20 protein-coding genes and 1 pseudogene are annotated in these 23,568 nt (G+C 73.8%); 16 read left to right on the forward strand and 5 right to left on the reverse strand.

Annotated elements, in window-relative coordinates; translation table 11 throughout:
- Positions 1-12 precede the first annotated feature (12 nt).
- On the forward strand, positions 13-843 hold the full coding sequence (rnc, locus tag DV701_RS00510; RefSeq protein ID WP_114926629.1) for a ribonuclease III: 831 nt from the start codon (positions 13-15) through the stop codon (positions 841-843).
- On the forward strand, positions 836-1,738 hold the full coding sequence (gene mutM, locus DV701_RS00515) for a bifunctional DNA-formamidopyrimidine glycosylase/DNA-(apurinic or apyrimidinic site) lyase (protein ID WP_114926630.1): 903 nt from the start codon (positions 836-838) through the stop codon (positions 1,736-1,738). Before rnc ends, mutM begins: the two co-directional genes overlap by 8 nt.
- Positions 1,739-1,766: 28 nt before the next feature.
- Here the strand turns inward: mutM and DV701_RS00520 are convergent, their stop codons facing one another.
- Positions 1,767-2,786, reverse strand: coding sequence for a Gfo/Idh/MocA family protein (locus tag DV701_RS00520; RefSeq protein ID WP_162802740.1), 1,020 nt, complete (start codon positions 2,784-2,786; stop codon positions 1,767-1,769).
- 23 nt (positions 2,787-2,809) lie between these two features.
- On the opposite strand from DV701_RS00520, the gene DV701_RS00525 reads away from it, so the two are divergent.
- The 4 genes from DV701_RS00525 (at position 2,810) to ftsY (ending at position 8,719) form a co-directional block, all read left to right on the forward strand.
- Positions 2,810-3,091 carry an acylphosphatase gene (locus tag DV701_RS00525; protein WP_114926632.1) on the forward strand — a complete coding sequence of 94 codons (282 nt, stop codon included), beginning with the start codon at positions 2,810-2,812 and terminating at the stop codon, positions 3,089-3,091.
- A 101-nt stretch (positions 3,092-3,192) separates the two neighbouring features.
- Complete coding sequence (smc, locus tag DV701_RS00530; RefSeq protein WP_114926633.1) at positions 3,193-6,927, forward strand: chromosome segregation protein SMC; 3,735 nt, start codon at positions 3,193-3,195, stop codon at positions 6,925-6,927.
- Positions 6,928-7,007: 80 nt separating this feature from the next.
- On the forward strand, positions 7,008-7,364 hold the full coding sequence (locus DV701_RS00535; RefSeq protein ID WP_114926634.1) for a hypothetical protein: 357 nt from the start codon (positions 7,008-7,010) through the stop codon (positions 7,362-7,364).
- Between the two features lie 158 nt (positions 7,365-7,522).
- On the forward strand, positions 7,523-8,719 hold the full coding sequence (gene ftsY, locus DV701_RS00540; protein WP_114926635.1) for a signal recognition particle-docking protein FtsY: 1,197 nt from the start codon (positions 7,523-7,525) through the stop codon (positions 8,717-8,719).
- 351 nt (positions 8,720-9,070) lie between these two features.
- Here the strand turns inward: ftsY and DV701_RS00545 are convergent, their stop codons facing one another.
- Positions 9,071-9,997, reverse strand: a complete 927-nt coding sequence (locus DV701_RS00545; protein WP_114926636.1) for an oxygenase MpaB family protein — start codon at positions 9,995-9,997, stop codon at positions 9,071-9,073.
- 22 nt (positions 9,998-10,019) lie between these two features.
- Here DV701_RS00545 and ffh point away from each other — a divergent pair, with 22 nt between their 5' ends.
- The 4 genes from ffh to DV701_RS00565 all read left to right on the forward strand — a co-directional run bounded on the left by ffh (position 10,020) and on the right by DV701_RS00565 (position 14,591).
- Complete coding sequence (ffh, locus tag DV701_RS00550; RefSeq protein WP_114926637.1) at positions 10,020-11,660, forward strand: signal recognition particle protein; 1,641 nt, start codon at positions 10,020-10,022, stop codon at positions 11,658-11,660.
- Positions 11,661-11,725: 65 nt separating this feature from the next.
- The gene (locus DV701_RS00555) at positions 11,726-12,757 is read left to right on the forward strand and encodes an LLM class flavin-dependent oxidoreductase (RefSeq protein WP_114926638.1); all 1,032 of its coding nucleotides are present in this window, start codon (positions 11,726-11,728) and stop codon (positions 12,755-12,757) included.
- A gap of 41 nt (positions 12,758-12,798) precedes the next feature.
- On the forward strand, positions 12,799-13,998 hold the full coding sequence (locus tag DV701_RS00560; protein WP_114926639.1) for a M4 family metallopeptidase: 1,200 nt from the start codon (positions 12,799-12,801) through the stop codon (positions 13,996-13,998).
- On the forward strand, positions 13,995-14,591 hold the full coding sequence (locus tag DV701_RS00565; RefSeq protein ID WP_114930488.1) for a mismatch-specific DNA-glycosylase: 597 nt from the start codon (positions 13,995-13,997) through the stop codon (positions 14,589-14,591). The genes DV701_RS00560 and DV701_RS00565 overlap by 4 nt, the downstream gene beginning before the upstream one ends.
- On the opposite strand, the gene DV701_RS00570 is transcribed toward DV701_RS00565, so the two are convergent.
- Positions 14,552-15,307 carry an N-acetyltransferase gene (locus DV701_RS00570; protein ID WP_114926640.1) on the reverse strand — a complete coding sequence of 252 codons (756 nt, stop codon included), beginning with the start codon at positions 15,305-15,307 and terminating at the stop codon, positions 14,552-14,554. The genes DV701_RS00565 and DV701_RS00570 overlap by 40 nt on opposite strands.
- A 75-nt stretch (positions 15,308-15,382) precedes the next feature.
- Here DV701_RS00570 and DV701_RS00575 point away from each other — a divergent pair, with 75 nt between their 5' ends.
- On the forward strand, positions 15,383-16,486 hold the full coding sequence (locus tag DV701_RS00575; protein ID WP_114926641.1) for an amidohydrolase family protein: 1,104 nt from the start codon (positions 15,383-15,385) through the stop codon (positions 16,484-16,486).
- Positions 16,487-16,502: 16 nt separating this feature from the next.
- Here the strand turns inward: DV701_RS00575 and DV701_RS00580 are convergent, their stop codons facing one another.
- Together DV701_RS00580 and aceA are read right to left on the reverse strand one after the other, a co-directional pair.
- A complete protein-coding gene (locus DV701_RS00580; RefSeq protein ID WP_114926642.1) occupies positions 16,503-18,080 on the reverse strand; it encodes an aldolase/citrate lyase/malate synthase family protein in 1,578 nt (525 codons plus the stop codon).
- Between the two features lie 64 nt (positions 18,081-18,144).
- A complete protein-coding gene (gene aceA, locus DV701_RS00585; RefSeq protein ID WP_114926643.1) occupies positions 18,145-19,470 on the reverse strand; it encodes an isocitrate lyase in 1,326 nt (441 codons plus the stop codon).
- Positions 19,471-19,590: 120 nt separating this feature from the next.
- Here aceA and DV701_RS00590 point away from each other — a divergent pair, with 120 nt between their 5' ends.
- The 5 genes and pseudogenes from DV701_RS00590 to trmD all read left to right on the forward strand — a co-directional run bounded on the left by DV701_RS00590 (position 19,591) and on the right by trmD (position 23,546).
- Entirely contained in the window at positions 19,591-21,126 is a 1,536-nt protein-coding gene (locus DV701_RS00590) for a helix-turn-helix domain-containing protein (protein ID WP_114926644.1), read from the forward strand.
- 173 nt (positions 21,127-21,299) lie between these two features.
- A pseudogene (gene rpsP, locus DV701_RS00595) lies at positions 21,300-21,818 on the forward strand (30S ribosomal protein S16); the annotation flags it as partial.
- A 113-nt stretch (positions 21,819-21,931) separates the two neighbouring features.
- The gene (locus DV701_RS00600) at positions 21,932-22,174 is read left to right on the forward strand and encodes an RNA-binding protein (protein WP_114926646.1); all 243 of its coding nucleotides are present in this window, start codon (positions 21,932-21,934) and stop codon (positions 22,172-22,174) included.
- Between the two features lie 118 nt (positions 22,175-22,292).
- Positions 22,293-22,826 carry a ribosome maturation factor RimM gene (gene rimM / locus DV701_RS00605; RefSeq protein ID WP_114926647.1) on the forward strand — a complete coding sequence of 178 codons (534 nt, stop codon included), beginning with the start codon at positions 22,293-22,295 and terminating at the stop codon, positions 22,824-22,826.
- A gap of 3 nt (positions 22,827-22,829) precedes the next feature.
- On the forward strand, positions 22,830-23,546 hold the full coding sequence (gene trmD / locus DV701_RS00610; RefSeq protein ID WP_324616606.1) for a tRNA (guanosine(37)-N1)-methyltransferase TrmD: 717 nt from the start codon (positions 22,830-22,832) through the stop codon (positions 23,544-23,546).
- Positions 23,547-23,568 lie beyond the last annotated feature (22 nt).

Here is a 23,568-nt window from a genome sequence, read left to right on the forward strand (position 1 = left end):
CACCCCCCGCGTATGCGCCCCGCCGCCGAGCTCAACGACTACCTCGCGGAGGTCGTCGGCGAACGCTGCGACGAGGCGCTGCTGCAGCGTGCCCTGACGCACCGGTCCTACTCCTACGAGCACGACGGGCTGCCGCACAACGAGCGGCTCGAGTTCCTGGGGGACTCCGTGCTGGGGATCGTCGTCACCGACACGCTCTACCGCGCGCACCCCGACCTGCCCGAGGGCAGGCTGGCCAAGCTGCGTGCCGCGGTCGTCAACTCCAGGGCGCTGGCAGAGGTCGCCCGGGTCATCGACCTGGGCGACTTCGTGCTGCTCGGCAAGGGCGAGGAGACCACCGGGGGACGGGGCAAGGCCTCCATCCTGGCGGACACGACCGAGGCGGTCATCGGCTGCGTCTACCTCTGCGGGGGCATGCCCGCCGCCGACACCTTCGTGCACCACCTGCTCGACCCGCTCATGCGCCGCAGCGCCGCGCTGGGCGCCGCGCTCGACTGGAAGACCAGCCTGCAGGAGGCGGCCTCGACCGGTGAGCTCGGGCCGCCGGTCTACCAGGTGACCTCCGAGGGGCCCGACCACGACAAGTTCTTCACCGCCCACGCCCTCGTCGACGGCGAGGTGCTCGGCACCGGGACGGGCCGCTCCAAGAAGGGGGCAGAGCAGCGGGCCGCCGAGGCGGCCTGGCACGTGCTCACCGAGCGCGCCGCGCGGGTGGCCGAGGTCGACCCGACGGCGGGCCCGCCGAAGGACGGCGTGGCGGCCGGGGACGACGGGTCGGACGACAGGACCGTCGAGGACGAGAGCGTGGAGGACGGGACCGGCCTCCCGGTGGCGGGTGCCTGAGCTTCCCGAGGTCGAGGTCGTCCGCCGCGGCCTGGTCGACCACGTGGTCGGCCGCACCGTCGAGCGGGCCCGGCTGACCGGCGTGCGCGTCGCGCGTCGGCACGTCGCCGGGCCCGAGGACCTCGCCGCCCGCGTCACCGGGGCGAAGGTGGTCGCCGCCGACCGCCGCGGCAAGTACCTGTGGATGGTCCTCCAGCCGCCCCACGACGACCCGCAGGCCCTGGTCGTGCACCTCGGCATGAGCGGCCAGCTCCTCGTCGAGGCCGCCGGCGCGCCGCCCGAGAAGCACCTGCACGCGACCTTCGACCTCGCCGACGGCGGCACCCAGCTGCGCTTCGTCGACCAGCGCACGTTCGGCGGGCTGGCGCTCGCCCCGCTCCGGCCCGACCGGTATGCCGTGCCCGGGGCGCACGGGCACGGCATACCGGAGCCGGTCGTGCACATCGCGCCGGACCCGCTCGAGCCGGCCTTCGACCGGGCCGCCACCGTCCGGCGGATCAAGGCCAGGGACAGCGAGGTCAAGCGGGTGCTGCTGGACCAGGGCGTGGTCAGCGGGGTGGGCAACATCTACGCCGACGAGGCGCTGTGGCGCGCCGGCGTGCACGGCTCTCGCAGCGGGTCCGCCCTCACCCGGCCGGCCATCGGCCGGCTGCTCGACCACGCCGCGGAGGTCATGCGCGAGGCGCTGGACCAGGGCGGGACGAGCTTCGACGCGCTCTACGTCAACGTCAACGGGGCCAGCGGCTACTTCGACCGGGCGCTGGCGGTCTACGGGCAGACGGGGCGGCCCTGCCCGCGGTGCGGCACGACCGTGGTCCGGCAGGAGTTCATGAACCGCTCCTCGCACTTCTGCCCGCGCTGCCAGCCCCGCCCGCGGCGGCACCGGGCCGGCTGAGGGCCCTGGTCTGCCGGGGCTGCCGGCCTCACGCGCGCCGGAGCTCCTCCTCCTGCGGGTAGCGCACCCCGAGCTCGTGGCGCACGCTCTCCAGCACCGTCATCACCGCGACCGACGCCTCGTGGGGCACCAGCGGCGACTCGACCAGGCCCTCGCGCAGGCAGCGGTGGACCTCCTGGACCTGGTGCACGAAGCCGCGCCGCTCGCCGGTCACCTGCTCGGGGCCGTCGCCGGCGCGGTGCACCGTGAAGGACTCGGGGTCGTTGACCGGTCCGTGGACCTCGATCCAGCCGCCGGTGCCGCGCACGACCGTGCGCGAGGCGCCGTGGCTCTGGGAGTCGCACAGCACCTGGACCAGGACGCCGTCCTCGCTGCGCCACTGCAGCCCGACCTGGTCGTCGGCACCCGTGGGCACGGTGCTGCCGATGACCTGCACGTCGGTCGGGTGGCCGGCGAGCAGGTGCGCGAGCGTGACCGGGTAGACGCCGAGATCCATGAGGGCGCCGCCGCCGTTGGCGAGGTCGAAGAGGCGGTGCGACTCGTCATACCCGAACGGCACCGTGAACGCGGCGAAGACCGACCGGACCTGCCCCAGCTCGCCGGAGCGCACGCGGCCCAGCAGCTCGCGCACCAGCGGCAGGCAGCGGGTCCACATCGCCTCCATCGCGAACAGGCCCCGGGCCCGGGCGCGGTCCAGCACCGCCTCGGTGTCGCGGACGGTGAGCGTGATCGGCTTCTCGACGAGGACGTGCTTGCCGGCCGCGAGGCAGTCCAGCGCCTGCGCCGCGTGGTGGGGGTGGGTCGAGGAGATGTAGACGACGTCCACCCCGTCGTCGGCGAGCAGCTCGGCGTAGCTGCCCCAGGCGCGCGGGACGCCGTGCTCGTCGGCGAAGGCCTGCGCCCGGGCGCCGTCGCGGGCCGCGACCGCGACCACCTCGCCGCCGGAGGTCGAGGCGACCGCACGGACGAGGGCGGGGGCGATCGACCCGGCGCCGAGCAGCCCCCAGCGCACCGGTCGGTCGACGATGGGCGGGTATGCCGTGCTCACCCTCCCACCGTAGCCTCGCGGGTATGGAGCGCGCACTGGTCTTCGTCCGCGGCCGCGTCCAGGGTGTCGGATTCCGCTGGTGGACACGGGCGCGGGCCCTGGAGCTCGGTCTGGTCGGGCACGCCCGCAACCTGGCGGACGGGCGGGTGGAGGTGCTCGCCCAGGGTGAGGAGGCGGACGTCGAGGCGCTCGTCGACCTGCTCCGCGAGGACCCGTCCACGCGCTCCAGGCCCGGTCGGGTGGACGCCGTCGTCGTCCAGCGGCACGCGCCGCGGCCCGGGCTGACCGGCTTCGTCGAGCGCTGAGGGGTCGACGGGGGTGGCGCCGGTTGCCGGGGAACGGCATACCTCGCGGGTAGTGTGGCGCCCACCAAGCCACCGTCGCCGACCGTGAGAAGCCAGCCCGCGTGTACGTCAAGAGCCTGACCCTCAAGGGGTTCAAGTCGTTCGCCTCCGCGACGACCATGCGCCTGGAGCCCGGCATCACCTGCATCGTGGGGCCCAACGGCTCGGGCAAGTCCAACGTCGTCGACGCGCTCGCCTGGGTGATGGGGGAGCAGGGGGCCAAGAGCCTGCGCGGCGGCAAGATGGAGGACGTCATCTTCGCCGGCACCTCGGGCCGCCCGCCGCTGGGCCGCGCCGAGGTGTCGATGACGATCGACAACACCGACGGGGCGCTGCCGATCGACTACACCGAGGTGACGATCACCCGGACGATGTTCCGCTCCGGCGGCTCGGAGTACGCGATCAACGGGACCGGCTGCCGGCTGCTGGACGTCCAGGAGCTGCTCTCCGACTCCGGCATCGGCCGGGAGATGCACGTCATCGTCGGCCAGGGGCAGCTGGACGCGGTGCTGCGGGCCACGCCGGAGGAGCGGCGCGGCTTCATCGAGGAGGCCGCGGGCGTCCTGAAGCACCGCAAGCGCAAGGAGCGCGCGCTGCGCAAGCTGGACACGATGGAGGGCAACCTCACCCGGCTGACCGACCTCGTCACCGAGATCCGCCGCCAGCTCGGGCCGCTGGGCCGCCAGGCGGAGACCGCCCGGCGGGCTGCGACGATCCAGGCCGAGGTGCGCGACGCCCGGCTGCGGATCCTGGCCGACGACCTCGTCCAGCTGACCAGCACCCTGGAGCAGGAGATCGCCGACGAGCAGGCGCTGGTCCGCCGGAGGGCCGCCGTGCAGGAGGGCGTGGAGGCCGCCGAGGCCATGGTGCTGGAGCTGGAGCGCGAGCGCGCCGAGGCCAGCCCGGCGCTGACCGAGGTGCAGGACCGGTGGTACTCCCTGTCCTCATCCCTCGAGCGCCTGCGCGCCCTGCGCGACCTGTCCGCCGAGCGGGTGCGGCTCCTGGGCGCCGAGGAGGAGGAGCTGCGGGGCCAGGAACACGGGGGGTCCGGTGACCACCGCGGCGGCGACCCCGAGCAGCTGCGCGCCCGGGCCGAGCAGGTCCGGGCCGAGGAGACCGCGCTGCTCACCCGCGTCGCCGACCTCTCCCGGGCGCTGGAGGAGGCCGCGGAGGAGCGGGGCGCCGCCGAGGCCGCCCACGCCGAGGAGCAGTCGCGGCTCCAGCGCCTCGCCCGCGCCGCCGCCGACCGTCGGGAGGGGCTGGCGCGGCTCGCCGGCCAGGTCGCGGCCAAGCGCTCGCGGATCGAGGCCGGTGAGGGCGAGATCGAGCGCCTGCGCGCCGCCGCCGCGTCGGTGGACGAGCGCGCCGGCGCCGCCGAGCAGGACTTCGCCGCGCTGGAGAGCACCGTCCTGGACGTCGAGGACGGCGAGGAGGGCCTGGACGCCGAGCACGAGAGCGCCGAGGCGGCCCGGACCGCGGCCGAGGAGCAGGTCGCCTCGCTGACCGAGGAGCTGCGCTCGGCGCAGGCCGAGCAGGGCACGCTCCAGGCGCGCGTCGAGGCGCTCTCGCTGAGCCTGCGCCGCACCGACGGCGCGAGCGCGCTGCTGGGCGCGGACACGGTGGGCGGCGTGCGGGGCACGCTGGCCGACCGGCTGCGCGTCGAGCCCGGCCGGGAGGCCGCGGTCGCCGCCGCCCTGGGCTGGGCGGGGGAGGCGCTCGTCGTCGACGGGCTGGAGCCCGCCCGCCGGGCGCTGGGCTGGCTGCGCGAGCAGGACCAGGGCCGTGCCGGGCTGCTCGTGCCCGACGCCGCGCCCGAGGTCGACCGCTCGGGCTGGCCGTCCCTGCCCGGGTATGCCGGGTGGGCCGCCGACGCGGTCGGCACCGACGACGCCGGGCTGGCCCACGCCGTGACCGGGCTGCTGGCCCGCGTCGCGCTCGTCGGGTCCGAGGACGACGCGCTCCGCCTGCTGCACGAGGTCGACGGCGTCACGGTCGTCACCGAGCAGGGCGACGTCTACGGGCCCGGCTGGGCGCGCGGCGGGTCGAGCGCGGCGCCCAGCCTGCTCGAGCTGCAGTCCGCGCTCGACGAGGCGCGCGCAGGGATCGACGGGGCCTCCGCCCGGGCCGAGCGGGCGACGTTCGCGCTGCGGACCGCCCGGGAGGCGCTGGAGCAGGCCGAGGAGCGCGAGGACGCCGCCCTCGAGGCCCTGCACGACTCCGACGCCCGGATGACCGCGGTCGCCGAGCAGCTGGCCCAGCTGGGGCAGGTCATGCGCTCGGCCCGCGCCGAGCACGAGCGCACGTCCTCGGCGATCACCACCGCCGAGCAGGGGCTGGAGGCCACCCGCGCCGAGCTGGCCGAGCTGGAGCAGCGTCTCACCGACGCCGAGTCGGTCGCCGCCGAGAGCGGGGAGACGACCGAGCCGGACACCGACGAGCGGGAGCGGCTGGCCGAGGCGGCCGCCCGCGCCCGCAGCGCCGAGACCGAGGCCCGGCTGGCGCTGCGCACCCAGGAGGAGCGGGCCCGGGCGCTCGCCGGACGGGCCGACGGCCTCGAGGCGGCGGCCCGCAACGAGCTCGCTGCCCGCGAGCGCGCGGCCCGGCGCCGCGCCCGCCGGGCCGAGGAGCGCCGCACCGCGGAGGCGGTCGGGAGCGCAGCGGCATACCTCGTCGAGCGGGTGGGGCACCTGGTGGCGCAGGCGGAGCAGGAGCGGGAGGTCGCCCGCGCGCGGCAGGCCGAGCGCGACCAGCAGCTGGCCGCGGCCCGGTCCCGGGCCCAGGAGCTGGCCGCCGAGCTGCGCGACCTGACCGACTCCGTGCACGCCGACGAGATCGCCCGCGCCGAGCAGCGGCTGCGGATCGAGGCGCTCCAGACCCGTGCGGTCGAGGAGCTCGGCGTCGACCCGGCGACCCTGGTCGAGGAGTACGGCCCGCACCGGCTCATCCCGCACATCGCCGGGCCAGACGACCCCGCCGACGAGGCGGAGCGGCCCGAGCCGGCGCCGTTCGTGCGCGAGGTGCAGGACAAGCGGCTGCGGGCGGCCGAGCGCCGGCTGGCCCAGCTGGGGCGGGTCAACCCCCTGGCGCTGGAGGAGTTCGCGGCGCTGGAGGAACGCCATACCTTCCTGGCCGAGCAGGTCGAGGACCTGCGTCGCTCCAAGGCGGACCTGCTGGAGATCGTCAAGGAGGTCGACGAGCGGGTCGAGCAGGTCTTCACCCAGGCCTTCCACGACACGGCCGAGCAGTTCGAGCGGGTGTTCTCCCGGTTGTTCCCCGGTGGCGAGGGGCGGATCACGCTGACCGACCCCGACGACATGCTCACCACCGGCATCGAGGTCGAGGCGCGGCCGCCGGGCAAGAAGATCAAGCGGCTCTCGCTGCTCTCCGGCGGCGAGCGGTCGCTGACGGCGGTGGCGCTGCTGGTGGCGATCTTCAAGGCACGGCCGAGCCCGTTCTACATCATGGACGAGGTCGAGGCGGCGCTGGACGACACCAACCTGGGCCGGCTGATCACGCTCTTCGAGGAGCTGCGCGACTCCAGCCAGCTCATCGTCATCACCCACCAGAAGCGCACGATGGAGGTCGCCGACGCGCTCTACGGCGTCTCGATGCAGGGCGACGGCGTGACGACGGTGGTGAGCCAGCGGGTCAAGGACGTGACGCCGCAGGGCGCGGCCGGACCGGTCACCGCGGGGAGTGCCGTGCCGGACCCCGAGGACGGTGCCGGCATCGCGGAGGCTTCGGACGCTGCCGCGGGCGCGGAGATGGACCGCAGTCCCGAGCAGGCGCGCGCGTGAGCCGGGGTGGACCGTCCCTGCTGAGAGACACGCCGTCGGGCGATTCGTGGTTGGCCCTGCGCTCTTGCCACACTGGTCCCATGCTCGCCCTCTTCCTTGCCATCCTCTTCTGCGTCGCCGTCGGTCTGGGCATCGTCGGCTACGTGCTCCTCGAGGCCCGGCGCGAGGGTCGTGGCGAGTTCTGGACCGCCGAGGGCGAGGAGCTGATCGCCGGGGCGCGCCGTACCACCGACAAGGTGCGGCACCGCGGCGAGCGGCTCGGGCGCTCCGCCGCCGAGCGCACCCGCGACCTGGCCGCCCGGCTTCCGGAGAGGGGCGCCGATCGCCGCAGCAGCGGTGACGTGGCCGATGCCGGGCCCGCGGGCGACGAGCCGCAGGCCGAAGCCACGGTGGTCGCCGAGCGCGACGGCCAGGACGGCTACCGCGCCGCGAGCTGACTCTTCGGACCGCACGCGTCCTGCGCGTCGCGTCCCGCCGAACCTTCTTCTTCCTCCTTCCCTCATCGGGTCCGACCGACGACCGGGGTGCGCAGCCGTGGTGGAGCGGCGCACCGCCAGGTCGGCCCTAACCGCCACCGTCTGGGAGACTTGCCCTCGTGGGACCGATCGATCAGCTCTGGGAGATCCTGACTCTCGTCACCGTCGTCGTCCTGGGCGGCCTGGCCGTCCTGGTGGCGCTGTTCCGCGGCGGCGGGAGGTCGGGACCCAAGTCCGCTCCCCGCCCGCCACGGGTGGACCGCACCGAGGCCTCGGGCGACGTCCTGGCTCCCGGACGTACCTCCGAGGAGGAGGTCGAGAACCGCGGTGGCGGCGTCGCCGTCGAGCCGGAGGCGCCGACCGAGCCGGAGGTTCCCTCGCTCGAGCGGCCGGAGTCGGCCCGCGGGCGGCTCCAGCGGCTACGGGCACGCCTGGCGCGGTCCAACTCGGCGATCGGCAACGTCCTGCTCGGGCTGCTCTCCCGAGGCGGGCTGGACGAGGGCGACTGGGAGGACGTGGAGGACACGCTCCTGGCCTCCGACCTCGGTGTCGAGGCGACGCAGGAGCTCGTCGACTCGCTGCGCACGCAGGTCAAGGTCGACGGCACCACCGACCCCGACCAGGTCCGCCGGTGGCTGCACGACGACCTGCTCCGGCTGGTAGACCCGACCATGGATCGGCGCATCGCGGCCAGCCGCGAGGACGGGCATCCCGCCGTCATCCTCGTCGTCGGCGTCAACGGCACCGGCAAGACCACGACCGTCGGCAAGCTGGGACGGGTGCTCGTGGCCGAGGACAAGGACGTGCTCTTCGGCGCGGCCGACACCTTCCGTGCTGCGGCCGCCGAGCAGCTGACCACCTGGGGCGAGCGGGTCGGTGTCCCGACCGTGCGTTCCCACCAGGAGGGCGCCGACCCCGCGTCGGTGGCCTACGAGGCGGTCAAGGGTGGCATCGAGCTGGAGTCGGACGTGGTGATCATCGACACCGCCGGCCGGCTGCACACCAAGCGTGGCCTGATGGACGAGCTGGGCAAGATCAAGCGCGTCGTCGAGAAGCTGGCACCGGTGGGCGAGGTGCTGCTCGTCCTGGACGCCACCACCGGGCAGAACGGCATGCGCCAGGCTGAGGAGTTCGCCAAGCAGGTCGCGATCACCGGCATCGTGCTGACCAAGCTGGACGGCACCGCCAAGGGCGGCATCGTGGTCAACGTCCAGCGCAAGCTCGGCGTCCCGGTCAAGCTCATCGGACTGGGCGAGGGCCCGGACGACCTGGCGCCCTTCGACCCGGAGGCGTTCGTCGGGGCCATCGTCGGCTGACAGGCCCGCGAGGACACGAGCGAGGGACGAGCGAGGCCCGGAGCGGGTCGCGGAAGCCGACCGGAGGAGTCGTCGGCTGACAGGCCCGCGAGGACACGAGCGAGGGACGAGCGAGGCCCGGAGCGGGTCGCGGAAGCCGACCGGAGGAGTCGTCGGCTGACAGGCCCGCGAGGACACGAGCGAGGGACGAGCGAGGCCCGGAGCGGGTCGCGGAAGCCGATTGGAGGAGTCGTCGGCTGACAGGCCCGCGAGAACCCTCGTGCGGAAATGCCGTGACCCGGCGGTACTCCCGCGTACGTCCGTGTCACGGCATTCCTGCACGTCGGTTCGCCGGTGGCCCCGGGTCGTCGCTCAGTCGCCGCCGTGCCCCGCGCGCCGCACGCTGACGGGGGCGTTGCGAGGCTCGGACGGGTCACCGAGGGCCCAGGCGATCGCGCCGGTGCCCACACGACCCAGCGGGCCGGCCACCGCGCGCAGCGCCACGGGGTCGAGGGCCCCGAGCCGGCCGGGCAGCCCCAGGCCGAGCATCTTGCGGGCGTAGTCCGGCAGCATGTCGATCGCGCCGGCCGCCAGCAGCCAGAACCCCGGCCTGGCCACCACCGGCAGCGGCGGCTCGCGCAGCAGGAAACGCACGACGTCCAGCGCGCCCGGCGTGGTCTCCAGCTCTGGACGGTATGCCGCGAGCTGGCTCCCCAGCTCGGCCACCGTCCGCGGCGGGTCCAGGACGCCGAGCCGGCCGGCGACGTAGGAGGCCTGGTCGACGTAGGTGTCGGCCTCGGCGGGGGTCAGCGGTGTGCGGGAGTAGCGCTGGTGGCCGGTCAGGAAGCTGTCGATCTCGGCGACGTGCACCCAGGCCAGCAGGTGCGGGTCGGTGGCCGAGTAGGCCCGCCCCTGCCGGTCGGTGCCGGTCACGGTCTCGTGGACCCGGTTGATCCGGTCGATGAGCCGCTCGGCCGCCTTGACCGGCCCGAAGGTCGTCATCGCGATGAACTCGCTGGTGCGCTGCAGCCGGCCCCACGGGTCGTCCCGGTAGCCCGAGTGCTCCCCGACCCCGGCCATCGCCAACGGGTGGAGCGACTGTAGGAGCAGGGCGCGGATGCCCCCGGCATACATGCCTGCATGGCCCTGCACCCGGCAGATGGGGTCGTCGGGGGCGAAGCGGCGCTCGCCCGGGGCCAGCCAGATGGCGTGCGCCCTGCGCTCGGCGTCCGGGCCCGCCACCCGGTCGCGCAGGGAGCGGGACAGACGGCGGCGGACGGCGGAGACCGGGGCGTTCATCTGCTCAACGTATCCTTGCCGGGTGTTCACCAGTCTCTCCGACCGTCTGACGCTGACCTTCAAGAACCTCAAGCGCAAGGGCACCGTCACAGAGTCCGACGTCAACGCGACGATCCGCGACATCCGGATCGCGCTCCTCGACGCCGACGTCGCGCTCCCCGTCGTCAAGCAGTTCACCGGGAGCGTGCGCGAACGCGCCCTCGGTGCCGAGGTGCACCAGGCGCTCAACCCTGCCCAGCAGGTCGTCAAGATCGTCAACGAGGAGCTCGTCGGGATCCTCGGCGGCCAGACCCGTCGCCTCCAGCTGGCCAAGAACCCGCCGACGGTGATCATGCTCGCCGGCCTGCAGGGCTCGGGCAAGACGACCTTCGCGGGCAAGCTCGCGCACCTGCTCAAGGGCCAGGGCCACACGCCGATGCTCGTCGCGGCCGACCTGCAGAGGCCCAACGCGGTCACCCAGCTGGAGGTCGTCGGCGAGCGGGCCGGCGTCCCGGTCTTCGCCCCGGAGCGCGGCAACGTCTTCGGCCACGACGCCGCGCTGGAGTCGGGGGAGGGGACCCGCTCCTTCGGCGACCCGGTCGACGTCGCCGTCGACGGCGTCGAGGAGGCCCGGCGCAGGGGCAACGACATCCTCATCATCGACACCGCCGGCCGGCTCGCGGTCGACGTGGAGCTCATGCGCCAGGCGCACGACATCCGGGTCGAGACCGACGCCGACGAGGTGCTCTTCGTCATCGACGCGATGATCGGCCAGGCCGCGGTGGAGACGGCCAAGGCCTTCGCCGACGGCGTGGGGATCACCGGCTCGGTGCTCACCAAGCTGGACGGCGACGCCCGCGGTGGTGCCGCACTGTCGGTGGCCAGCGTGACCGGCAGGCCGATCATGTACGCCTCCACCGGCGAGGGCGTCAAGGACGTCGAGCTCTTCCACCCCGACCGGATGGCCTCGCGCATCCTGGACATGGGCGACGTCCTGACGCTCATCGAGCAGGCCGAGCAGGCCTTCGACCAGGTGCAGGCGCGGGAGATGACCCGCAAGTTCCTCGCCGACGAGGACTTCACCTTCGACGACTTCCTCGAGCAGATGGCCGCGATCAAGCGGATGGGCTCGCTGAAGCAGATGCTCGGCATGATGCCCGGTATGCAGGGCATGCGTGCCCAGCTCGACGCCCTGGACGAGCGGGAGTTCGACCGGGTCGAGGCCATGGTCCGCTCGATGACCCCCTTCGAGCGCAACCACCCCAAGCAGATCAACGGCTCGCGCCGGGCACGCATCGCCCGCGGCTCGGGGGTCTCGCCCAGCGAGGTCAACCAGCTGCTCGAGCGCTTCGGCGAGGCGCAGAAGATGATGCGCCAGCTCAAGAAGGGCGGCGGCATCCCCGGGATGCCCGGGATGCCGGGCATGGGTGGCCCCGGCGGCGGCAGGCGCGGCAGGCCGGCCCCGAAGAAGAAGGGCAGGTCCGGCAACCCGGCCAAGCGCGCCCAGCAGGAGCGCGAGGCGGCCCAAAAGGCGGAGTCGGCGCGGCAGTCCTCGCTGGAGAACGCCTTCGGCGCCGGTGCGCTGGGCCAGCCCGGGGCGGACGGAGGCGACGCCGGGGAGCTCTCCGGCCTCAAGCTGCCCGCCGGCTTCGAGAAGTTCCTCAAGGAGGACGGCAAGAACTAGCGGGGAACACCGCACATCCTCGGGTTGTTGACGCGTCAACTGACCATCCGAGGAGAGGAACCGACATGACCGTCGAGCTGGGGCTGGACACCTTCGGCGACATCACGCTCACCGACGACGGGACGCCGCAGACCGGCGCCCGGGTGATCCGCGACCTCGTCGAGCAGGCGGTGCTGGCCGACCAGGTCGGGATCGACTCCTTCGGGGTGGGGGAGCACCACCGCTCCGACTTCGCGGTGAGCGCCCCCGACGTCGTCCTCGCGGGCATGGCGACGCGCACCGAGCGCATCCTGCTCGGCTCCGCCGTCACCGTCCTCAGCTCGGACGACCCGGTCCGCGTCTTCGAACGCTTCTCCACCGTCGACGCGCTGAGCGACGGTCGCGCCGAGGTGGTCCTGGGCCGTGGCTCGTTCACCGAGTCCTTCCCGCTGTTCGGCTTCGACCTACGGGACTACGAGACGCTCTTCGCCGAGAAGCTGGACCTGTTCACCCGGGTGCTGGACGAGGGCCCGGTGTCCTGGGAGGGCACGATCCGACCGCCGCTGGTCGACCAGGAGGTCTGGCCCAAGACCGGGTCCGGGCGGCTGAGCACCTGGATCGCGGTCGGCGGGTCCCCGCAGAGCGTGGTGCGGGCGGCGTCCTACCGGATCCCGCTGATGCTCGCGATCATCGGCGGTCCGGCGCAGCGCTTCGTGCCGTTCGCCGACCTCTACCGGCGGCTGCTCGAGGAGAGCGGTGCGCCGCGGCTGCCCGTCGCCGTCCACTCGCCCGGCCACGTCGCCGCGACCGACGAGCTGGCGCGCGAGCAGCTCTACCCGCACTTCAAGGTCAACCGCGACCGGATCGGCGCGGAGCGCGGCTGGGGGCCGGTCGGCCTGGACGAGTACCACGGCGAGATCACCCACGGCTCGCTCTACGTCGGCTCCCCGGAGACCGTCGCGCAGAAGATCGCGGCGACCGTGCGGGCGCTGAAGCTGGACCGCTTCGACCTGAAGTACGCCAACGGGCCGATGCCGCACAGCCAGCTGATGAGCTCGATCGAGCTCTACGGCACGCAGGTGCTCCCGCGCGTGCGCGAGCTGCTCGCGGAGGCCTGAGCCGACAGGACGCTGTCGGTGGTGCGTGCCAGAGTGCCGGTATGACGTCGCACCCGCACTGCTCGATCGTCCCGCCCTACCTGCTGCTCCGGCTGGCGCAGGCCGAGCCCTCGCTCGCCGAGGCGGTGCGGTTCGCGCTGCGCGACAGCATGACGGTGCGGCAGCGGCGCGAGCTGACCGCGACCCGCTGGCCACAGGGCCGTCGCCCGAGCGGCGGTCAGGCCATCGTCGCGTGGCCCCTGCAGAGCCGTGCGCAGAGCGCGCCGGCGCCGACCGAGCGCGCCGTGCCCGCGGACGCCACCCCGCAGCGCTCGGTGCACGACGCGCAGCACGGCACCACGCTGCCGGGGGTGCTCGTCCGCGAGGAGGGAGGGCAGGCCAGCGGGGACACCGCCGTGGACCAGGCCTACGACGGGCTGGGAGCCACCTGGCACCTGCTCGCGGAGGTCTTCGGCCGAGACTCCCTCGACGGTCAGGGTCTGCCGCTGGTGGGGAGCGTGCACTACGCCCAGAGCTACGACAACGCCTTCTGGGACGGCGAACAGATGGTCTTCGGCGACGGTGACGGGATCTACTTCAACGGCTTCACCCAGAGTGTGGACGTGATCGGCCACGAGCTCGCGCACGGCCTGACCCAGTACACCGCCGGCCTGACCTACGTCGGCCAGTCCGGGGCGCTCAACGAGTCCGCCTCCGACGTGTGGGGCTCGATGGTGCGCCAGCGCGTGCTCGGCCAGACCGCCGAGGAGGCCGACTGGCTCATCGGCGTCGGCGTCTTCACCGACAAGGTGCAGGGCGTCGCGCTGCGCTCGATGGCGGCGCCGGGCACGGCCTACGACGACCCGGTGCTCGGCAAGGACCCGCAGCCGGCGACCATGGCCGGCTACGTCGTGCTTCCCCACGACGCTGACAACGACAACGGCGGCGTGCACATCAACTCCGGCATCCCCAACCACGCCTTCTACCTGTTCGCCACGGCGCTGGGCGGACACTCGTGGGAGCGGGCCGGGCAGGTCTGGTACGACACCATGACCACCCGGGGTCTGGTGCCCCGGGACGTCAGCTTCGCCGGGTTCGCCGCCGCGACCCTCGTCTCGGCCACCACGAGGTATGGAGAAGGCTCCGAGGTCGAGTCCGCGCTGCGGTCCGCCTGGGACCAGGTCGGTGTGGATCCGGCCGACGCCGTTCCGCCGGCACCGCCCGCCGCGGGGGGCCCGCCGGAGCCGCCGGCGTGGCCGTGAGCGACCCGTCGCGACGCAGCTTCACCCGCGACGAGCTGGCTTCCTTCCGCGGCGCGCAGGTGCCGGACCTGCTGGCGACGGACGGCGGCACGCCGCTGAGGCTGCTCTTCGTCGGCATCAACCCCGGCCTGTGGACGGCCGCGACGCAGACCCACTTCGCCCACCCGGGCAACCGGTTCTACCCGGCGCTGCTGACGGCCGGCGTCATCGACCGGCGCGTGGACCCCTCCGCGGGCATGACCGACGACGACCGTGCCCACCTGCGCGGTCGCGGGATCGGGATCACCAACCTGGTCCGGCGGGCCACGGCCCGCGCCGACGAGCTGACCGCGGCCGAGCTGCGCGAGGGAGGGGAGCGCCTGCGCGAGACGGTGCGCCGAGCGCGGCCGGGCGTGGTCGCGGTGGCCGGCATCACGGCATACCGGAGCGCGTTCGGCGTGCGCGGTGCGGTGGCGGGCGAGCAGCCCGAGCCGTTCGAGGGGGCCAGGCTGTGGGTGGTGCCGAACCCGAGCGGGCTCAACGCCCACGAGACCGTCGCCACGCTCGCCGACGCCTACGCCGGGCCGGCGCGTGCCGCTGGCGTGCTGGCCTGATCAGGCGCCGCGGGCGAGGGATCCGGGGACCTTCCGTGGTGGTCCACAGGAGTCGAGCGTGCAGGACGGTGCGGCTTCCACTGCTGGACGCTGCCCACAGGGACGAAGCCGTGCCGCAGGAAGAAGCGCAGCGAGCGGGCGTTCCCCGGGGTGACCGAGGCGACGACGACGTCACCGGGCGGCACGAGGGCCAGCACGCCGTGGAGGAGCTCGTCGGCGGCGTCGTCCGCATCGTGCAGGCCGACCTCGGGCAGCCCGCCGACGCCTCGCGACAGCGTGGCCAGGGAGGTGCTGGAGCGGTCCGGCAGGCCGTGCACCCGGACGTCGTCGCGCCACTGCGCAGCGTGCCGGGCGCGCTCGGTGGAGGCCAGGTCGGGGCGTGCCACGAGCCGGCCTCCACCACCGGTACCGCGTCCGAGGAGCAGGACGTCCAGCACGCCGACCTTGCCGGCACCGACCAGCGCGAGCGTGGTCCGCGGGTCGTGCGCACCGCCGTAGCCGTGCACGCCCAGACCCACCAGCCTCCCGTCGTCCACGTCCTCGGCCACGACCATCACCGCGTGACCCGTGAAGGCGACCGCCGCCTCGACCCCGGGCCGCCAGGGCGCGGCGCGGGAGAACCCGCCGTCGGTCTGCGGGAAGCGGCCGTCCGCGGCCCGGCGCAGCAGCTGCGCCAGGTCGACGCGGGCGACGGGCGGGTGCGGGGCGGCGGCCACGTCGGGAGTCTACGAGCCGCCACGCGCGTCGGCCGATAGCCTGGCAGGACCGCAAACCCCCCGCGAGGAGGCGAGATGAGCGCACCGGCGCTGCACATCCGTGGACAGGTCCTGGTCGGCCCCGAGGAGGTGCTCGAGGAGCTGTGGGTGATCGACGGGGTCGTCAGCCTCACCCGGCCGACCGTCGGGCAGGTCGAGACCGTCGAGGGGTATGCCGTGCCCGGCCTGGTCGACGCGCACTGTCACGTCGGGCTCGAGGCGCACGGCGCGGTCGACCCGGCCCGCGCCGAGGAGCACGCGCTCGCCGACCGCGACGCCGGGGCGCTGCTGCTGCGCGACGCCGGCAGCCCGGCCGACACCCGCTGGGTGCAGGAGCGGGAGGACCTGCCGCGGCTCATCCGGGCCGGGCGGCACATCGCGCGGACACGGCGCTACCTGCGCAACTTCGCCTGGGAGATCGAGCCGGAGGACCTCGTCGAGTACGTCCGGCAGGAGGCACGGGCCGGCGACGGGTGGGTCAAACTGGTCGGCGACTGGATCGACCGGGAGACCGGCGACCTGGGCACCTGCTGGCCGGTGGACGTGCTCACCGACGCGATCGCGGCCGCGCACGAGGAGGGCGCCCGGGTGACCGCCCACTGCTTCGGGGAGCAGTCGCTGGAGGACTTCGCGGCTGCCGGCACGGACTGCATCGAGCACGCCACCGGCCTGACCGACGACACCATCGACACCTTCGCCCGGCAGGACATCGCGATCGTCCCGACCCTGGTCAACATCGACAACTTCCCGGCGTTCGCCGAGGCCGGCCGGGGCAAGTTCGCGACCTACGCCGACCACATGATGGAGCTCTACGAGCGTCGCTACCAGACGGTGGCGAAGGCGCGGGAGGCAGGCGTGCGGGTCTACGTGGGCACCGACGCCGGGGGCCAGCTGCCGCACGGGCTGGTCGCTCACGAGGTGGAGGCCCTGACGCGCGCAGGTATGTCGAACCTCGAGGCGATCGGCGCCGCCACCTGGGACGCACGGGTCTGGCTGGGCCGGCCCGGCATCGCCGAGGGGGAGTCGGCCGACCTCGTCGTCTACCGGGACGACCCGCGCGAGGACGTGCGCACCATGGCCGACCCCTACCGCGTCATCCTGCGCGGGCACAGCCACGAGCGCTCCGGCGCCCGCGGCTGAGGCGCGGCCGGGCCCCTCAGGCCGCGGCGGCGGTGTGCTCCCTGAGCGTCAGCAGCACCTCGTAGGCCAGCACCGACAGGAAGGCCGGCGGCTCTTCCGCCACGACCGCGCCGCGCAGCAGCGTGACCGCGTGCTGGAGCAGGTCGTCCCGGGCGCCGCGCCGGCGCAGCAGGGCGATCTCGTCCTCCAGCATCCGGTCCAGCAGCCGGGTCGACATCGTGGGGCCCTCGGCGAAGCGCTTGCCGTGCGCCATCCACTGCCACAGCTGCATCCGGGCCAGCTCGACCGTGCCGAAGTCCTCGATGTGGCCGGAGATGACGGCCGTGCCCTCACCGGCGAGCCACCCGGTGAGGTAGGCCAGCGAGGACCGCAGCGCGGTCCGCATACCGGTGAGGGTGGCGCTGCCGGCCAGCGTCCCCACGTCGCGCAGGGCCAGCGGGTCGACCGGCACGTCGACGGAGGGGTCCGCGGGGTGCCGGGGCGCGGTGGAGGCACCGGCACGCTCGTCGCGGGCCTCGAAGGGCGCGCGCACCACCGGCACCAGGGCCGGGTGCAGGGCCCAGGCGCCGTCGAAACCCTGGGAGGCCTCGCGCGACTTGTCACGGGTGATCCGGGCGTGCGTCATGGCGACCGACTCGTCGAAGGGGCCGCTCGCCGACAGCGAGATCGGACCGCCGAGCGCCTGGACGCCGCGCCGGTGGCAGGTGCGCACGATGACCTCGGTGTAGGTGCGCAGGAAGCGGGTGTTCATCGTGAAGCCGTCCAGGTCGGGCAGCCCGCACTCGGTCCGGTGCCCGTAGGCCCGCAGGTAGGAGAAGACGTAGTCCCACCGGCCGGCGGTCAGCCCGGTCACCCGCTCGCGCAGCGCGTGGACGATCTCCTCCAGCTGGTATGCCGCCTGGACGGTCTCGACCAGCACGCTCACCTTCGTCGATCCCACGGGCAGGTCGAGCGCCGTCTCGGCCCGGGCGAGGAGCCCCTCCCACCAGAGGGCCTCCTGCCACGACTCCAGCTTGGGCAGGTAGAGGTAGGGACCGCTGCCGTTGTCGATCAGACGGCGGCCGCTGCGGGCCAGGAAGAGGAAGACGTCGACGACGGAGGCGCTGGCCGGGGCGCCGTCGACGACCACGTGAGCCTCGGGCAGGTGGAGCCCCCGCGGGCGCACCATGAGCGTGGGCACGCGCGGCGCGGCGTCGCCGGTCCGGGTGGCGGCGACCTCCTCGATGACCCGGTGGGCGGCCAGCAGCCGGGCCGGGGTCGGGACCAGCATGTCCTCGAGGTCGGCGACCCAGACGTCGGTCCCGACCGCCATCGCGGCCTTGGCGGCCTCGGCCGTCGCCGGGGTGGCCAGCTCGACGAGCCGGTGGGTGAGGTCGGCCGGCGGGGGTGTCACCTGCCACGTCGTGTCCTCGCGGATCGAGCGGGTCTCCTCGAGCTGGGCCAGGTCGGCCCCGTCGCGCACCCGGCGCGCCAGCTCCTTGCGTGCCGCGAGGAGCGTGTGCCGCTCTTCTCGCGTGGCGCGCTCCAGGGCGTCGAGGGCCGCCTGGCCCTCCTCGTCGAGCAGGTGGGTGACATAGCTGCTGGAACTGTTCACGGGTCCATCCTCCCTGTGCGGGCCGACGGTTGTCGACGGGGTGCCCGGTGTTGGCGCCGGCGGGTCAGTGGTGGAACTGCTGGGCCTCGGTGGAGCCGGACAGCGCCGTGGTCGAGGAGTCGGGGTTGACCGCGGTGCTCACCGCGTCGAAGTAGCCGGTGCCGACCTCCGCCTGGTGGCGCACCGCGGTGTAGCCGCGGTCGGCGTCGGCGAACTCGGCCTCCTGCAGTTCGACGTAGGCCGTCATGCCGCTGCGGGAGTACTCGTGCGCCAGGTGGAACATGCCGTGGTTGAGCGAGTGGAAGCCGGCCAGCGTGATGAACTGGAAGGCGTAGCCCAGGTCGCCCAGGCGGTCCTGGAACTCGGCGATCTCCTGGTCGGACAGCGCCGCCTTCCAGTTGAAGGAGGGGCTGCAGTTGTAGGCCAGCTTCTGGTCCGGGAAGTCCTTGTGCAGCTCCTGCGCGAACTCGCGCGCCAGGCCGAGGTCGGGGGTGCCGGTCTCGACCCAGATGAGGTCGGCGTAGGGCGCGTAGGCCTTGGCCCGGGCCAGCACCGGCTCGATGCCGTTGCGGACCCGGTAGAAGCCCTCGGAGGTGCGCTCGCCGGTGGTGAACGGCTGGTCGATCTCGTCGACGTCGCTGGTCAGCAGGTCCGCGGCGAGGGCGTCGGTGCGGGCGATGACGAGCGAGGGCACGCCGAGGACGTCGGCGGCCAGGCGCGCGGAGTTCAGGGTGCGCACGTGCTGTCCGGTGGGGACCAGGACCTTGCCGCCCAGGTGGCCGCACTTCTTCTCCGAGGCCAGCTGGTCCTCCCAGTGCACGCCGGCGGCGCCGGCGGCGATCATCGACTTCATCAGCTCGAAGGCGTTGAGCGGCCCGCCGAAGCCGGCCTCGGCGTCGGCGACGATCGGCGCGAACCAGTCGATAGGGTCGACGTCTCCGTCCTGCTCCATCCAGGCGATCTGATCGGCGCGCTTGAGGGCGTTGTTGATCCGGCGGACCACGGCGGGGACGGAGTTGGCCGGGTAGAGGCTCTGGTCGGGGTAGGTCTCGCCGGCCAGGTTGGCGTCGGCGGCGACCTGCCAGCCGGACAGGTAGATGGCCTCCAGCCCGCCCTTGACCATCTGGACGGCCTGGTTGCCGGTCAGCGCGCCCAGGGCGCGGACGAAGGACTTCGTCTGGATGGCCTCCCAGAGACGCTCGGCGCCGCGCCGGGCCAGGGTGTGCTCCTCGACCACCGAGCCACGCAGCCGGATCACGTCCTCGGCGGAGTAGCGGCGCTGGACACCTGCCCAACGAGGATTGTCGGCCCACTCCTGCTCGAGCTCGACGGCCAGCCCGGCCGGGGTGAGCTGGGTGGTGTCGGTCCGTGGCGTCGTGGTCGTCGTCATCGGGGTGTCCCTTCCGTGGCGGTGTCAACAGGTCTGTGTTGACAACACTGGGGCACGGGCACGGGACCAGGACGTCCATAGGGGTGTCAAGAACCAGCGTTCTTTCGCTATCGTGCAGGGATGACGATCGTCCACGACCGCGTCCTGCCGTTCGCCCCCTCACCGCACCTGGAGGGGACCTCCGCCCCGTCGACGGGCGGGGACGACTCGGTCGCGCTGGGCCGCCGGCTGCGCCACCACCGTCGGGAGGCGGGTCTGACCCTCGCCGAGCTGGGGGTGAAGGTGGGGCTGTCCGCCTCCGCGCTCTCGCTCATGGAGAACGGTCGACGAGAGCCCCGGGTGTCCACGCTCGGGGCCGTGGCCGCCGCGCTCGGGGTGGAGGTGCAGCAGCTGCTCAGCGGCGCCCCGCCCAGCCGGCGGGCCGCCCTCGAGGTCCGCTGGGAGCGCGCGCAGCGCTCGCCCGGCTTCGAGAGCCTCGGGGTCCCCGAGGTGCGGGTCGGCGCCGGCCTGCCCGACGACGCGCTGGAGGCCCTGGTCGGGCTCTACGAGAGCGTCGTGGGACTGCAGCAGCAGCGCGCGGCCACGCCGGAGTTCGCCCGCGCGGCCAACGCCGAGCTGCGGCGCCTGATGCGCGAGGCCGACAACTACTTCCCCGAGATCGAGGCGCGTGCCGCCGACCTCGTCCGTGCCGTCGGCCAGGGCGCCGGGCCGGTGACCCGCGAGGCCGTCAACCGGATCGCCCGCCACGTGGGCTTCGAGGTCCGGACGGTGGCCGACCTGCCCGCCTCGACGCGGACGGTCACCGACCTGGAGCACCGGCGGATCTACGTCCCGGTGCGCAGCGGGCACGACCTGCGCGCCACCGCGCTGCAGGCGCTCGGCCACGTGGTGCTCGAGCACGAGGCGCCCCGCGACTACGCCGAGTTCCTGGCCCAGCGGATCGAGATCAACTACTTCGCCGCGGCGGTCCTGCTGCCCGAGGCCACCGCGGTGCCCTTCCTGCAGCGGGCCAAGGAGGAGCGTGACATCGCCCTGGAGGACCTGCGCGACGCCTACGCGGTCTCCTACGAGACCGCGGCCCACCGCTTCTGCAACCTGGCCACCCGGCACCTGGAGCTGCCCGTGCACTTCATGCGCACCAGCTCCGACGGTGTCATCTACAAGGCCTACGAGAACGACGGCGTGCGCTTCCCGATGGACGCCACCGGCGCGATCGAGGGGGCCCGGGTCTGCCGTGCGTGGACGGCCCGGGTCGTCTTCGAGCAGCCGGTGGGTGACGTCTACCACCAGTACACCGACACCGGGCGCGGCACCTACTGGTGCACGGCGGTGGTCGAGCAGACCCCCGCCGGGCGGTTCTCGGTGAGCGTCGGCGTGCCCTTCGACCAGGTCCGCTGGATGCGCGGACGCGACACGACGCAGCGGCGGGCCTCGCGCTGCCCCGACCCCCGCTGCTGCACGCAGCCGCCGCCGGACCTGGCCCGGCGCTGGCAGGACAAGGTCTGGCCCAGCGCCCGGGCTCACTCCCACCTGCTCGCCGTCATGCCGCCGGGGGTCTTCCCCGGCGTGGACGACACCGAGGTGCTCCGCTTCGTCGCCGACCACGCACCCGCCGACCCCGCACCCGCCGACCCCGCCGACGCCGGACCGAGCTAGCCGCCCGCGCCGACGACGGGTTGGGGCACGCGGTCAGGTCTGGCACAATGGAGCGCTGTACCCGTCCGGCTCCAGGCTGGACCGGACGCCTACACACCGGACCACGACTCCCCGCACCGACCCGTGTGCGGTCTCGCCGTGCCCACCACACAGAAACAGGAGACACCACTCTCGTGGCAGTCAAGATTCGTCTCAAGCGCATGGGCAAGATCCGTGCACCGTTCTACCGCGTCGTCGTCATGGACTCGCGCACCAAGCGCAACGGCCGGGCGATCGAGGAGATCGGCAAGTACCACCCGACCGAGGAGCCCTCGCTCATCGAGATCGACTCCGAGCGTGCGCAGTACTGGCTCGGCGTCGGCGCGCAGCCGACCGAGCAGGTCGCCGCGCTGCTGAAGATCACCGGTGACTGGCAGACGTTCAAGGGCGAGCCGGGCGCCGAGGGCACCCTGAAGGTCAAGGAGCCCAGGCCGGACAGGAAGGCCCTCTACGAGGCGGCCCTGGCCGCGGCCGGCGGTGCCGACGGCGACGACAGCGGCGCCACCACCAGGCGCAAGGCCACCAAGAAGACCGAGTCCAAGAAGGCCGACAAGGCCGCGGAGAAGACCGAGGACGAGGCTGCCGACAAGGGCGAGGACAAGGTCGCCCAGGAGGCTCCCGCCGAGGCCGTCGCCGAGGAGACCGCCCCGGCCGCCGACACCGAGGGCTCGGCCGCGTCCAGCTCCGGCGAGGAGGCCAAGGACACCGAGGCCGCCGAGGGCACCGTCACCGAGGGTGCCGAGGCCGAGAAGTCCGAGGGCTGACCATGCTCGAGGAGGCCCTGGAGCACCTGGTCAAGGGCATCGTCGACCACGACGGCGACGTGCAGGTGCGCACCAAGGGTGCGCGCCACGGCGACATCCTCGAGGTCCGCGTGCACCCCGACGACCTGGGCCGTGTGATCGGGCGCCGCGGACGCACCGCCAGCGCGCTGCGCACCGTCGTCGGCGCGCTGGCCGGCGGCCAGAAGGTCCGGGTCGACATCGTCGACACCGACCGGCTGCGCTGAGACCGAGCCCGACCTGAGCCACCGCACGGCCCGCCCGGCGCACCACGCGCCCGGCGGGCCGTGCTGCGTCCCCGGCACCACCGCATACCCCTCGTCGTCCAGCCACCCGGAGGAGAGCATGACCACCCCGACCCAGCCCGAGGGCTTCGTCGTCGCCCGCGTCGGCAAGCCGCACGGGCTGCGCGGCGAGGTGACCGTGCAGACGCACACGGACGACCCGGAGGGACGGTTCGTGCCCGGTGCCTCCTTCCCGACCGAGCCGGCCGCGTGCGGTCCGCTCGTGCTGCGCAGCGTGCGCGTGCACCAGGGCATCTACCTGCTCGGTTTCGAGGGGCACCCGGACCGGACCGCCGCCGAGGCGCTGCGCGGCACCCGGCTGCTCGTCACCGACGAGGACGACGTGGACCAGGACGACGACGGCTGGCGCGAGGAGGACCTGCTCGGCCTCGAGGTGGTGCTCGTGGACGGTTCCCGGGTCGGAGAGGTGAGCGCGCTGCACCTGCGGGAGGTGCAGGACCTGCTGGAGGTGCGCCTGCCCGACGGTCGCGAGGTGCTCGTGCCGTTCGTCGAGGAGATCGTGCCCGAGGTCGACGAGGAGGCCCGTCGCGTGGTCATCGACCCGCCGGCCGGTCTGCTGGAGCTGGGGGAGTAGGCCGTGGTCCTGCGCATCGACGTCGTCACGATCTTCCCGGACTACCTCGCGCCGCTGCAGCTCTCGCTCATCGGCAGGGCGCAGCGCGACGGCCTGCTCGGGGTGCACGTGCACGACCTGCGGGACTGGACCCACGACCGGCACCGCACCGTCGACGACACGCCCTACGGCGGGGGAGCGGGCATGGTCATGCGCCCCGAGCCGTGGGGGGAGGCGCTGGACGAGGTATGCGGCTCGCTGCCCGGGCGGACCCCGCACCTCGTCTTCCCCGGACCGGGCGGCGACCTGTTCACCCAGCAGACCGCCCGTGAGCTGGCGACGCAGGAGGACTGGTTGATCTTCGCGTGCGGGCGCTACGAGGGGATCGACGAGCGCGTCTACGAGGAGTTCGCGGCGCGCTACCGGCTGTCCGTGCTGAGCCTGGGGGACTACGTGCTCAACGGCGGCGAGGTGGCGGTGCTCGCCATGACCGAGGCGGTCGCGCGCCTGGTCCCCGGCGTGATCGGCAACGCCGAGTCGCTGGTGGAGGAGTCGCACACCGGCGGGCTGCTGGAGTATCCCGTCTACACCAAGCCCCCGCAGTGGCGAGGGCGCAAAGTGCCCGACGTGCTGCTGTCCGGCCACCACGGGCAGATCGCGGCGTGGCGGCACGAGCAGCGGCTCGAGCGCACGGCTTCGCGGCGGCCCGACCTGATGGGCGGCCGGGACGGGCGGACCTAGTGGAGCGTGTCGTTAGTTCCTA

This window comes from Ornithinimicrobium avium (assembly GCF_003351765.1).
Taxonomy (GTDB): domain Bacteria; phylum Actinomycetota; class Actinomycetes; order Actinomycetales; family Dermatophilaceae; genus Ornithinicoccus; species Ornithinicoccus avius.

Coding starts and splice junctions, on each gene's coding strand:
- rnc (WP_114926629.1), top strand. CDS start 13: ATGCGCCCCGCCGCCGAGCTCAACGACTACCTCGCGGAGGTCGTCGGC.
- DV701_RS00525 (WP_114926632.1), top strand. CDS start 2,810: ATGGAGCGCGCACTGGTCTTCGTCCGCGGCCGCGTCCAGGGTGTCGGA.
- DV701_RS00535 (WP_114926634.1), top strand. CDS start 7,008: ATGCTCGCCCTCTTCCTTGCCATCCTCTTCTGCGTCGCCGTCGGTCTG.
- DV701_RS00545 (WP_114926636.1), bottom strand. CDS start 9,997: ATGAACGCCCCGGTCTCCGCCGTCCGCCGCCGTCTGTCCCGCTCCCTG.
- DV701_RS00555 (WP_114926638.1), top strand. CDS start 11,726: ATGACCGTCGAGCTGGGGCTGGACACCTTCGGCGACATCACGCTCACC.
- DV701_RS00560 (WP_114926639.1), top strand. CDS start 12,799: ATGACGTCGCACCCGCACTGCTCGATCGTCCCGCCCTACCTGCTGCTC.
- DV701_RS00575 (WP_114926641.1), top strand. CDS start 15,383: ATGAGCGCACCGGCGCTGCACATCCGTGGACAGGTCCTGGTCGGCCCC.
- aceA (WP_114926643.1), bottom strand. CDS start 19,470: ATGACGACGACCACGACGCCACGGACCGACACCACCCAGCTCACCCCG.
- DV701_RS00590 (WP_114926644.1), top strand. CDS start 19,591: ATGACGATCGTCCACGACCGCGTCCTGCCGTTCGCCCCCTCACCGCAC.
- DV701_RS00600 (WP_114926646.1), top strand. CDS start 21,932: ATGCTCGAGGAGGCCCTGGAGCACCTGGTCAAGGGCATCGTCGACCAC.
- rimM (WP_114926647.1), top strand. CDS start 22,293: ATGACCACCCCGACCCAGCCCGAGGGCTTCGTCGTCGCCCGCGTCGGC.